Annotated in this window: 11 protein-coding genes; 10 read left to right on the forward strand and 1 reads right to left on the reverse strand. The window is 72.1% G+C overall.

The window, feature by feature from the left end; all coding sequences use genetic code 11:
* Positions 1-101: 101 nt before the first annotated feature.
* The 3 genes from ACIQOV_RS09050 to ACIQOV_RS09060 all read left to right on the forward strand — a co-directional run bounded on the left by ACIQOV_RS09050 (position 102) and on the right by ACIQOV_RS09060 (position 3,480).
* Positions 102-1,391, forward strand: a complete 1,290-nt coding sequence (locus ACIQOV_RS09050; RefSeq protein ID WP_380542126.1) for a glycosyltransferase family 39 protein — start codon at positions 102-104, stop codon at positions 1,389-1,391.
* A 63-nt stretch (positions 1,392-1,454) separates the two neighbouring features.
* Positions 1,455-1,946, forward strand: coding sequence for a MarR family winged helix-turn-helix transcriptional regulator (locus ACIQOV_RS09055; protein ID WP_401046586.1), 492 nt, complete (start codon positions 1,455-1,457; stop codon positions 1,944-1,946).
* Positions 1,947-2,040: 94 nt separating this feature from the next.
* Positions 2,041-3,480 carry a DHA2 family efflux MFS transporter permease subunit gene (locus tag ACIQOV_RS09060; RefSeq protein WP_401046590.1) on the forward strand — a complete coding sequence of 480 codons (1,440 nt, stop codon included), beginning with the start codon at positions 2,041-2,043 and terminating at the stop codon, positions 3,478-3,480.
* A gap of 58 nt (positions 3,481-3,538) precedes the next feature.
* On the opposite strand, the gene ACIQOV_RS09065 is transcribed toward ACIQOV_RS09060, so the two are convergent.
* Positions 3,539-4,021, reverse strand: coding sequence for a hypothetical protein (locus ACIQOV_RS09065; RefSeq protein ID WP_380542117.1), 483 nt, complete (start codon positions 4,019-4,021; stop codon positions 3,539-3,541).
* A gap of 439 nt (positions 4,022-4,460) precedes the next feature.
* Between ACIQOV_RS09065 and hemL the strand changes: the two genes are divergently transcribed.
* The 7 genes from hemL (at position 4,461) to ACIQOV_RS09100 (ending at position 11,506) form a co-directional block, all read left to right on the forward strand.
* A complete protein-coding gene (gene hemL / locus ACIQOV_RS09070; RefSeq protein ID WP_380351288.1) occupies positions 4,461-5,789 on the forward strand; it encodes a glutamate-1-semialdehyde 2,1-aminomutase in 1,329 nt (442 codons plus the stop codon).
* Between the two features lie 74 nt (positions 5,790-5,863).
* Entirely contained in the window at positions 5,864-6,514 is a 651-nt protein-coding gene (locus ACIQOV_RS09075) for a histidine phosphatase family protein (RefSeq protein WP_359902904.1), read from the forward strand.
* 164 nt (positions 6,515-6,678) lie between these two features.
* Positions 6,679-7,296 (forward strand): TlpA disulfide reductase family protein, encoded by a 618-nt coding sequence (locus tag ACIQOV_RS09080; protein ID WP_359902808.1) that lies wholly within the window; start codon positions 6,679-6,681, stop codon positions 7,294-7,296.
* Positions 7,297-7,298: 2 nt separating this feature from the next.
* Positions 7,299-8,069, forward strand: coding sequence for a cytochrome c biogenesis CcdA family protein (locus ACIQOV_RS09085; protein WP_387686369.1), 771 nt, complete (start codon positions 7,299-7,301; stop codon positions 8,067-8,069).
* Positions 8,070-8,071: 2 nt separating this feature from the next.
* Positions 8,072-9,850, forward strand: a complete 1,779-nt coding sequence (locus ACIQOV_RS09090; RefSeq protein WP_401046593.1) for a cytochrome c biogenesis protein ResB — start codon at positions 8,072-8,074, stop codon at positions 9,848-9,850.
* 3 nt (positions 9,851-9,853) lie between these two features.
* Positions 9,854-10,981 carry a c-type cytochrome biogenesis protein CcsB gene (ccsB, locus tag ACIQOV_RS09095; RefSeq protein ID WP_401046596.1) on the forward strand — a complete coding sequence of 376 codons (1,128 nt, stop codon included), beginning with the start codon at positions 9,854-9,856 and terminating at the stop codon, positions 10,979-10,981.
* A 138-nt stretch (positions 10,982-11,119) separates the two neighbouring features.
* Positions 11,120-11,506, forward strand: a complete 387-nt coding sequence (locus tag ACIQOV_RS09100; protein ID WP_359902817.1) for a hypothetical protein — start codon at positions 11,120-11,122, stop codon at positions 11,504-11,506.
* Positions 11,507-11,630 lie beyond the last annotated feature (124 nt).

The raw sequence follows: 11,630 nt of genomic DNA on the forward strand, positions 1-11,630 counted from the left end.
CACCAGGGGGCCTCGGTTCGGGGGCGTGCCGTAGGCTCACGGGAAAATCGTTGCGCCGGAGCCGCGCGGACCACGAGCGGGGCGGGGAGTACCCAGACCAGATGAGCACGGCATCGAGCACTGAGTCGTCCAGCACCCAGTCCGGAGCGCCCGCGGCGCCCGGAGCGGAGCCGGTGGAGACCCCCGAGGAACGGACCGGCCGGGAGCCCGGCCGGTTCGGGGCGCTGGTGGACCGCTTCGCGCCCGCGCTGGGCGCGTACGCGGTGGTCAAGGCCATCGGCGTGACCGTCTTCATGCTGCTGCTCTCGCACACCGGCGACTACCTGAACAAGCAGCCGGGCCGCGGCGGCGGCGCCAATCCCTGGGACGTGCTGGGCACCTGGGACGGCGTCTGGTACCAGCGGATCGCCGAGAACGGGTACAACCCGCAGCTGATCCCGCTGCACGGCTTCCCGCTGGCGACCTACTACGAGAACTCGGCCGCCTTCTTCCCGCTCTACCCCTGGCTGATGCGGCTGGTCGGCGCGGTCACCGGGCTCGGCCCGTACGGCTCAGGGATCGTCGTCTCGGTGCTGGCCTCGCTGGTCGCGGCGGCGGGGATCTTCGCGATCGCCGAGCGGCTCGGCGGCTTCCGGGCGGGCGTGATCGCGGCGGTGCTCTGGGGCCTGTTCCCGGGCTCCGGCGTGGAGTGGGCGGTCTACTCGGACTCGCTGTTCGTCGCGCTGTCCGCCTGGGCCTGCTACTGCGTGATGACCCGCCGCTGGCTCGCGGCCGGTGTGCTGACGCTGGTGGCGGGCCTCAACCGGCCGACCGCCGCGGTGCTGATCGCCGCCGTCTCGATCGCCGCGCTGGTCGCGCTGGTCCGCCGCACCGACGGGGTGGCCCGTCCGCTGACCGCGATGCTGATCACGCCCTGGGGCCTGCTCGGCTACGTCGCCTGGGTCGGCTGGAAGATGGGCGACTGGGGCGGCTACTTCAAGCTCCAGCAGGGCGCCTGGAACCGCTACTTCGACGGCGGCTCCTCCACCCTGCGCACGATCAGGGACGTGATCACCGGCCACTGGACCTACTGGCAGGCCAATCCCGTCCCGGACCTGATCGCGATCGGCCTGCTGATCGCCCTGCCCGGGCTGGTGCTGCTGCTGTGGCGCACCCGGCCGCCGCTGGTGCTGTGGGTCTACACCGGGCTCACCATCTTCACCGCGCTGAGCACCAACCAGATCTTCGGCAACATCTCGCGCTACCTGCTGCCCGCCTTCCCGCTCTGCATCGGCCTGGCGGTGGCGCTGCGCCGGGTGCGGCTCTCCTCGCTGGCCTGGCTGCTGGCGATGCCCGTTCTCGCGGCGGGCTGGTACGCGGGCTATGCGCTGTTCGAGTTGGGCATCCCGTAGACCCGGCGTTGGTTGGCTACGGGATCATCCGGGAGCAGACGGGCCGTTGCTAACCTCGGACGTATGACGACGACCCCGCCGCCCGTGCGCCAGATCCGCGACATCTCCGGGCTGATGGACCACGCGAGCCACGTGCTGGCCACCCGGATGGCGGCCGCCTTCACCGAGCTCGGGATCACCCCGCGCGCCTACTGCGTGCTGTTCCACGCGCAGGAGTCCGAACGCACCCAGATCCAGCTGGCCGAGCTGGCGGACCTGGACAAGACGACCATGGTGGTCACCGTCGACGAGCTGGAGAAGGCGGGCCTGGCCGAGCGCCGCCCGTCCGCGACCGACCGGCGGGCCCGGATCGTCTCGGTCACCGAGGCGGGCGAGCGGGCCGTGGTGCAGGGCACCGCGATCGCCGACCGGGTGCACCGCGAACTGCTGGAGGCGCTGCCGCGGCCGGAGCGCGACGTGTTCGTCTCGGCCCTGACCCGCCTGGTGGACGGCCACCTCGCGGAACCGGTCGAGGTCGAGCGCACCGTCCGCCGTGCCCGCCGCTCGCGGGGCTGACGCCCCGACCCCAAGCTGCTCCCGAGATAGATAGTCCCGAACAAAACGATCTGATAGCGTCCTACCCGGTACTCGACGAACCGGGAGAACCGCCATGACCACGCACGCCCCGGCCGCGCCCACGCCGGCCCCCGCCACCGCCCGCTCCCGCACCCTCGCCCTCGCGGTGCTCTGCGCGGGAATGCTGATGATCGTCCTGGACGGCTCGATCGTCACCGTGGCGCTGCCCGCGATCCAGGGCGACCTGCACTTCTCGCCCGCCGGCCTCACCTGGACGGTCAACGCCTACCTGATCGCCTTCGGCGGCCTGCTCCTGCTGGCCGGCCGGCTCGGCGACCTGATCGGCCGCAGGCGGATGTTCGTCGCCGGGCTCACCCTCTTCACCGCCGCCTCGCTGCTCTGCGCCGTCGCCACCGGGCAGCAGGCGCTGATCGCCGCCCGCTTCCTCCAGGGCGTCGGCGGTGCGATGGCCTCCGCCGTCAGCCTCGGCATGATCGTCACGCTCTTCCCCGAGCCGGCCGAGCGCGGCCGGGCGATCGGCGCGTTCAGCTTCGTCGGCGCGGCCGGCGCCTCGATCGGCCAGGTCCTCGGCGGGGTGCTCACCCAGGCGCTCAACTGGCACTGGATCTTCCTGATCAACCTGCCGCTCGGCCTGGCCGCCGTCCTGCTCTCCCTGCGGCTGCTGGAGTCCGACCGCGGCCCCGGCCTGCGGGCCGGCGCCGACGTGCTGGGCGCCGTGCTGATCACCGCCGCCCTGATGCTCGGCATCTACACCATCGTCGGCACCGGCGAGCACGGCTGGACCTCGGCCCGCACCCTGGGCCTCGGCGCGCTCTCGCTCGCGCTGCTGGCCGGCTTCCTGCTCCGGCAGGCCCGGGCCGCCCAACCCCTGCTCCCGCTGCGGATGTTCCGCTCGCGCGACGTCTCCGGCGCCAACGCCGTGCAGGTGCTGACCATCTCCGGGATGTTCGGTTTCCAGATCATGGTCGCGCTCTACCTGCAGCAGGTCCTCGGCTACGGCGCCGCCGCCACCGGCCTGGCGATGCTGCCGGCGGCGGCCGCCATCGGCGCGGTGTCGCTGCTGCTCTCGGCCCGGCTGAGCGCCCGGTTCGGCGAGCGCGCCGTGCTGCTCGCGGGGCTCGCCATGCTGCTCGCCGCGCTCGGACTGCTGGTCCGGCTGCCCGCCGACGCCGACTACGTCGTCCACCTGCTGCCGACCATGCTGCTGATCGCGGGCGGCGGACTGGTGCTGTCCACGCTCGCGGTCCTCGGCATGTCGGGCGCCGGACCGCAGGACGCGGGCACCGCCTCCGGCTTGTTCAACACCACCCAGCAGGTCGGCGGCGCGCTCGGGGTCGCCGTCCTCGGCACCCTCGCGAGCGGCCGCACCGCCGCCCTGACCGCGGCCGGGCACCCCGCCGCGGACGCCCTGGCCGGCGGCTTCCGCCTCGCCTTCGCGGTCGCCGCCGGACTCCTCGCGGTGGCCCTGCTGCTCGCCGCCACCGTCCTGCGGCCGACCGGGCGTCAGAACTGACGGTCCGCCAACCCGCCCCGCCCCGGCCCGCGTTCGAACAGCGCGCCGGGGCCGGGCGTCACGGCCAGACCAGGCAGTACAGCTGGTGCCCGGCCTCGTGCAGCCGGTTGGCGAAGTCCTGCCACTCGTGCAGCATGCTGTAGATCACGAACGCGTCCCGCGGCCCGCGCCGGTCCGGCACGGTGGACCAGATGAAGGCGGCGGCGCCGAGCTCCGTCTCGTCGGCCTTGCGCAACGGCTCGACGACGTTGTGGGGCAGCTGGACGACGGCGTAGTCGGGGTGCAGCACGACCAGCTCCAGCGGCGGCACCTGGTGCAGCGGCACGCCCTGGATACCGGTGAGCACCATGGCGCTCATCGTCTCCGGCTTGATCTTGGTGGAGAGGTGGCCGGTGGGGGAGCCGCTGGTCTCCATCAGGTCGCCGAGCCGCCCCAGCGAGCCCAGCTCGCCGGCCTCCAGGCCGAGTCCGCCCGGGCCGAGGGCGGTGGGAACTCTGGCGGCGGTCGCGCGGTCCGGGGCCCCGAAGTACTTGTAGGTCACCCCCACGCGTCCCTCACCCCGCCTCTCACCGCCGCGACGACCACGACCCGTACCCGCTCCCGTACCCCCGCGTGCGGTTTCGGCGGGCCTGCGGGAGCCCCCCGCAGCCTCGTCGTAGCCGTCCTGCGCCTCGGACACTCGGACCATCCTCACCGGAATTCGCCGGAATCGACAGACCCCCGCACATCCGGCGCCCACCGGACGTGCTCCTTACCCGTCATGCGCCGCCGTACCCACTCGCGGTACGCGGCAGTCCTCTCCACACCCCTGCACACAAACCGGAACGCCCGTGCACTCTGTGTACACAGTCTGACTGGTCCCCGGTCCGGTGCAGTCAGCGGCCCCTGCTGTACGGACAACCGTACAGACAACGGTGCCCGGATCATCGTTCCAGATGATCGGGTCGGACATGCAGAGCGTGAGGACACGATTTGAGACCATGTCTTTTGTGAGCTACCCCTACGAAGCCCCCCAGTCCCAGTCGCTGTTCGACCGCGCCTCCGTGGTGACGCCCGGCGGCGTCAACTCCCCGGTGCGCGCCTTCCGCGCGGTCGGCGGCACGCCGCGCTTCATGGTGTCCGGCACCGGCCCCTACCTGACCGACGCCGACGGCCGCGAGTACGTCGACCTGGTGTGCTCGTGGGGTCCGATGATCCTCGGCCACGCGCACCCCGCGGTGATCGACGCCGTCCAGCAGGCCGTCTCCAAGGGCACCTCCTTCGGCACCCCCGGCCAGGGCGAGGTCGAGCTGGCCGAGGAGATCGTCGGCCGGGTCGCCCCGGTCGAGCAGGTCCGCCTGGTCTCCTCCGGCACCGAGGCCACCATGTCCGCGATCCGGCTGGCCCGCGGCTTCACCGGCCGGGCGAAGGTGGTCAAGTTCGCCGGCTGCTACCACGGTCACGTGGACGCGCTGCTGGCCGCCGCCGGTTCCGGCGTGGCCACCTTCGGGCTGCCGGACACCCCGGGCGTCACCGGTGCCCAGGCCGGCGACACCATCGTGCTGCCGTACAACGACCTGGCCGCCGTCGAGCAGGCCTTCGCCGCCCACCCGGGCGAGATCGCCTGCGTGATCACCGAGGCCTCGCCCGGCAACATGGGCGTCGTCCCGCCGCTGCCCGGCTTCAACGGCGGCCTGGCCCGGCTCTGCCGGGAGAACGGCGCGCTGTTCATCTCCGACGAGGTGATGACCGGCTTCCGCGTCTCCAAGGCCGGCTGGTACGGCCTGGAGGCGGCGAACGAGGGCTGGGCGCCGGACCTGCTGACCTTCGGCAAGGTCATGGGCGGCGGCTTCCCGGCCGCGGCCTTCGGCGGCCGCGCCGACGTGATGGCGCACCTGGCCCCGGCCGGCCCGGTCTACCAGGCGGGCACCCTGTCCGGGAACCCGATCGCCACCGCGGCCGGCCTGGCCCAGCTGCGCGGCTGCACCGACGAGGTGTACGCGACGGTGGACAAGGTCGCCGCCGAGGTCTCCGGCCTGGTCACCGACGCGCTCGCCAAGGAGGGCGTGGCCCACCGGCTGCAGACCGCCGGGAACATGTTCTCGGTGTTCTTCACCGAGGCCCCGGTCACCGACTACGACGAGGCCAGGACCCAGGAGGCGTACCGTTTCACCGCCTTCTTCCACGCGATGCTGGCCGCGGGCGTCTACCTGCCGCCGTCCGCCTTCGAGTCCTGGTTCGTCTCGGCGGCCCACGACGAGCGGGCGATCGAGCGGATCGCCGCCGCCCTGCCGGCCGCCGCGCGCGCCGCTGCCGCCGCCACGGCCTGACCCGTCGCGGCCCGAACCCGATTCCCAGGAGTAGTCGAGAAGTGAGCGCCAAAGAGATCACCGTCGTCCACGTGATGCGGCACGGCGAGGTGCACAACCCGGAGGGCGTCCTGTACGGGCGCCTGCCGGACTACCACCTGTCCGAGCTGGGCCGGAAGATGGCCGAGCGGGTCGCCGAGGACCTGGCCGGCCGGGACATCACCCACGTGGTGGCCTCCCCGCTGGAGCGGGCCCAGGAGACCGCCGCGCCGATCGCCGAGGCGCACGGCCTGGACGTCGCGGCGGACGGGCGGCTGATCGAGGCGGAGAACGTCTTCGAGGGCAAGACCTTCGGGGTCGGCGACGGTTCGCTGCGGAACCCGGGCTACTGGAAGTACCTCACCAACCCGTTCAAGCCCTCGTGGGGCGAGCCGTACCTCGACCAGGCGGTGCGGATGATGGGCGCGCTCGGCGCCGCCCGGGACGCCGCGCGCGGGCACGAGGCGGTCTGCGTCAGCCACCAGCTGCCGATCTGGACCCTGCGCTCCTTCGTGGAGCGCCGCCGGCTCTGGCACGACCCGCGCAACCGGCAGTGCTCGCTGGCCTCGCTGACCAGCTTCACCTTCGAGGGCGACAGGATCGTCTCCGTCGGCTACCGCGAGCCGGCCCGCGACCTGCTGCCCGCGCACCTGGTGGGCAAGGGCCGCAAGGGCGACAAGCCGGTGGGCAAGAGCTTCGGCGCCTAGCCTCCGCACCTTCGCCGCCCCGCCTCCGTAAGCGGCGTGTAAGTATGACTTCGGGTCACCTGGCAGATGCCGGGTGACCCGATTTCGTCGCAGGTCAGAGGGGGTGCGACGCGCAAGGCAGGACCCCGGCGAACCGGCCCGGAACTCCATGCGAAACTTTTCACATGTCTGCCATGACGCGCCCCCGTCCTCGTGTCGCCGCAGCAGCCGCCGCCACCGTCGCCGCCGCTGCGCTCGCCCTCACCGGCTGCTCCTCCTCGGGCTCGTCGGGCGGCGGCGAGGGCCAGGTCGGCTTCGTCACGGTCAAGGGCACCAACCTGTCGAAGGCGGAGGCCGGCAAGCGCGGGGACGCGCCGGACATCTCCGGCGAGACGCTGGAGGGCACCGCGGCCAAGCTCTCCGACTACCGGGGCAAGGTCGTCGTGCTGAACGTCTGGGGCTCCTGGTGCGGCCCGTGCCGGGCCGAGGCCAAGAGCCTCCAGAACGTCTCGGAGAAGTACAAGGACCAGGGCGTCCAGTTCCTCGGCATCAACACCCGGGACACCGAGAAGCAGAACGCCGTCCGCTTCGAGCAGGAGCAGGGCGTCACCTACCCGAGCCTCTTCGACCCGGCCGGCACCCAGCTGCTCAAGTTCCCCAAGGGCAGCCTCAACCCGCAGTCCATCCCGACCACCCTGATCGTCGACCGGGACGGCAAGCTGGCCGCCCGCGCCGTCGGCGGCACCACCGAGGACGCGCTGGAGTCGATCCTCCAGCCGGTGGTCGCGGAGCAGAAGCAGTGAGTCTGCCGCCCCTGTACCTCGCCGACGCCACCTCGACCGTCCAGAGCGGCGCGCTGCTGGCCGCCGCCCCGGTCGCGCTGGTGGCGGGGCTGGCGTCGTTCTTCTCGCCGTGCGTGCTGCCGCTGGTCCCCGGCTACCTGTCGTACGTGACCGGCTTCTCCGCCGCCGACCTCGCGGACGCCCGCGGTTCGCGGCGCGGCCGGATGCTGCTCGGCGTGGTGCTGTTCATCCTCGGTTTCACCGCGGTGTTCGTCTCCACCGGCGCCCTGTTCGGCTACTTCGGCCAGGAGCTCCAGGACTACAAGCGGATCATCAGCATCGTGCTGGGCTCGCTCACCGTGGTGATGGGCCTGGCGTTCATGGGCCTGGTGCCCGGGCTGAGCATGCGCGAGGTCCGCTCGCACCGCCGCCCGGCGGTCGGCCTGCTGGGCGCCCCGATGCTCGGGGTGGTGTTCGGCGTCGGCTGGACCCCGTGCATGGGCCCGACCCTGACCGCCGTCCAGAACCTGGCCCTCAACCAGGCCGACGCCCAGCGTGGCGCGCTGCTGACCACCTTCTACTGCCTGGGCCTCGGCGTACCGTTCATCCTGGCCGCGGTGGCCTTCCGCCGGGCGCTGGGCGCCTTCGGCTGGGTCAAGCGGCACTACCCGCTCGTCATGAGGATCGGCGGCGGCATGCTCGTCGCGGTCGGTCTGCTGCTCGTCACCGGGATCTGGGACTCGATGATGAGCCAGCTGCAGTCCTGGACCGCCGACTTCCAGATCGGAATCTGACCGTGAGCAACACCACGACCGAGACCGAGCAGCCGCCGGCGCCGGACGACAGTGCCGCCGAGCGGCTCAGCACCGCCCCGGTCGAGTCCGAAGGCCCGACCGGCATAGGGCCGTTCGGCTGGGCCCGCTGGATGTGGCGCCAGCTGACCTCGATGCGGGTCGCCCTGATCCTGCTGTTCCTGCTGTCGCTGGCCGCCATCCCCGGCTCGCTGATCCCGCAGAACGGGCAGAACCAGTTCAAGGTGCAGACCTGGAAGGCGCAGCACACCACGGTCGCGCCGATCTACGAGAAGCTCCAGCTGTTCGACGTCTACAGCTCGGTCTGGTTCTCCGCGATCTACATCCTGCTGTTCGTCTCGCTGGCCGGCTGCATCGTCCCGCGCACCTGGCAGTTCGTCGGCGTGCTGCGCTCCCGGCCGCCGGCCGCGCCGCGCAACCTGACCCGGATGCCGGTGCACGCGGTCTGGCGCACCGAGGCGGACGCCGACAAGGTGAACGCCGCCGCGCACCGGCTGCTGCGCAAGCGCGGCTTCCGCGCCCACCTGTCCAGCGGCGCGGTCGCGGCCGAGAAGGGCTACCTGCGCGAGGTCGGCAACCTGCTGTTCCACCTGTCGCTGTTCGCGCTGCTCGGCGGCTTCGCCTGGTCCAGCCTGGCCGCCGGCACCGGCGGCAAGCTGATGATCGAGGGCGAGGCCTACTCCAACACCATCACCCAGCTCGACGACTTCACCGGCACCCGGTTCTACGGCAGCCAGGACCTGGACCCCTTCTACCTGAAGCTGGACGGCTTCACCTCGAAGTTCCAGGAGAAGGGCGACCAGATCGGCGCCGCCCGGCAGTTCACCGCGCACGTCGAGTACTCCGAGGGCGGCGACCCGTCCGCGCTGAAGAAGTCGACGATCGAGGTGAACCACCCGCTGGAGGTCGGCGGCAGCAAGGTCTACCTGATCGGCCACGGCTACGCCCCGGTGATCACCCTCAAGAACGGCAAGGGCGACGTCGTCTACCAGGGTGCCGTCCCGTTCCTGCCGCAGGACGGCAACCTGACCTCCACCGGCGTGGTGAAGGCCTCCGACTACGGCGTGGGTCCCGACGGCAACAAGACCCAGATGGGCTTCTCCGGGTTCTTCCTGCCGACCGCCCCGCTGAGCTTCGAGGGCACCGGCCCGGTCTCGCTGTTCCCCGGTGACGCCGCCCCCGAACTGGTGCTGAACGCCTTCGCGGGCGACCTGGGCACCGACTCCGGCCTGCCGCAGAACGTCTACCAGCTCAACACCCGCAAGCTCACCCAGCTGATCCAGGACGGCCAGCCGGCCAAGGCCAGGCTCAAGCCGGGTGAGGGTTGGACCCTCCCCGACGGCTACGGCTCCATCACCTTCGACGGTTACAAGCAGTGGGCCAGCTTCAACATCACGCACCGCCCGGGCAATGAGATCGCCCTGGTCGGCGGCGTGCTGGCGATCCTCGGTCTGATCGGCTCGCTGTTCATCCAGCGCCGCCGGATCTGGGTGCGGGCGGTCGCCCTGCCGGGCGGCGGCACCCAGGTCGAGCTGGCCGGCCTGGCCCGCAGCGAGTCGGCGAAGATCGCCGAGGAGCTGGCGGAGCTCGCGGTCGACCTCCAGGACGACGCCCCGGCCTCCGAGGACGACGCCCCGGCCTCCGAGGAGGAGGCCGAGGACGGTGCCGGGGAAGCCGACACCCCGTCCGACGCGACACCCCACGACCCCGAGGCCGAGGCCTCAGCCCCCGCAGTCCCTGCCGACCAGAACTCCAAGGAGTAGACGGTGCAACTCGCCTCGGCGGTCGACCCACAGCTGGCCGACCTCTCCAACAAGCTGATCTATTCGGCGATGGTGGTCTACACGCTCGCCATGTTCGCCCACATGATCGAGTGGACCTTCGGCAGCAAGGGCGCCGTCGCCGTCCGCTCGAAGGTCCAGGCCGGCAGCCTCGGCGAGAGCGTCGCCACGGCCGAGAAGAAGGCCAGGAAGGTCACCGTCACCGTGGCGGGGGCCGGCGGCGGCACCACCACGCTCACCCGCACCGCGGTCGCGGGCGAGGGCGCGACGGTGGTCACCAGCGGGCGCGGCGTCGAGGAGGAGGACGGCCCCGGCGCGGCCGGCACCAACGAGCGGGCCGACCTGGCCGGACGGATCGCCGTCTCGCTCACCGTGCTCGGCGCGGCGCTGCACGCGGGCGGGATCGTCGCCCGCGGCCTCTCGGTCTCGCGCTGGCCGTGGGGCAACATGTACGAGTTCTCCTGCGCCTTCGCCTTCGCCATGACGGCGGCGTACCTGGTGCTGCTGGCCGCGAGGAAGAACGTCCGCTGGCTCGGCCTGCCGGTCGTCCTCGCGGGGCTGCTGACCCTCGGCATCGCCACCACGGTGCTGTACACCGACTCCGAGCAGCTCGTCCCGGCGCTGCACTCGCCGTGGCTGGCGATCCACGTGTCCACCGCGATCTTCTGCGGCGGCGCCTTCTACGCGGCGTTCATCGCGACGCTGCTGTACCTCGGCAAGGACTCCTTCGACAAGCGCATGGCGGCCGGCCTGACCACCGGTCCGCTGGGCACCTCGGCCTCGATCTGGCGCCGGCTGCCCGCCGCGTCGACCTTCGACAAGCTGTCCTACCGGATCAACGCCCTGGTCTTCCCGCTGTGGACCTTCACCATCATCGCGGGCGCGATCTGGGCCGAGGCGGCCTGGGGCAAGTACTGGGAGTGGGACCCGAAGGAGACCTGGTCGTTCATCACCTGGGTCGCCTACGCCTGCTACCTGCACGCCCGCGCGACGGCCGGCTGGAAGGGCCGCAAGGCCGCCTACCTGGCGCTGGCGGCGTTCGCCTGCTGGCTCTTCAACTACTACGGCGTGAACATCTTCGTCACCGGAAAGCACTCCTACGCGGGGATCTGACCGGGGCACACGATGACCCACCGGCCCGGCTCTCTCCCACAGGTAGCCGGGCCGATGTGCAGGGGTAGTGCGTGCCGGCCGCCGGTCGGTGCGAGAGGGAATTGAGGAGGAAATCGCGCAATGGAGTGCGACGAGGTCATGCTGACCGTCCGAATCACCGCCGCCGAGCGCATGCTGCTCCGCAGGCTCGCCCAGGGACACCGGAGCGACGTGTCCGAGGTGGTGTCCGACGCGCTGCTGGACATCATCCCCACGCTCAGCGCACCGGGGGACGCCTACCGGCTGCTGGGCGCGCTGGCCATGCCCGCGCCGTGCGCCCTGACGGTCTGGCTGCCGACCGCGCTGGCCGACCTGCTGGTGCCGGGCGCGGCCCGGATCGCGCAGATCACCGACGTCCGGGTCGAGTCGGCCAGTGCCGCCCTGGGCGCGGCGCTGCGGCTGTGGCTGGCCCAGGACCCGGTCCGGCTGGCGACCAATCTCAGCGTGATGCACGCGGGCCGGCCGGCCGCACTGGTGGCCGCCTGACGGGGACGAGCCCCCGAGGGGGACCAGCCGCCCGTCGGGGGATCAGCTCGCCAGCGGCAGCCGGGTGCCGCCGAGGCCCGGCGCGGCGGGGCGGCCCTCGTAGGCCTCCCGCCGGGCCGGCACC

The sequence above is a fragment of the Kitasatospora sp. NPDC091257 genome (assembly GCF_044757675.1).
GTDB classification, from domain to species: Bacteria; Actinomycetota; Actinomycetes; order Streptomycetales; family Streptomycetaceae; genus Kitasatospora; species Kitasatospora lactacystinica.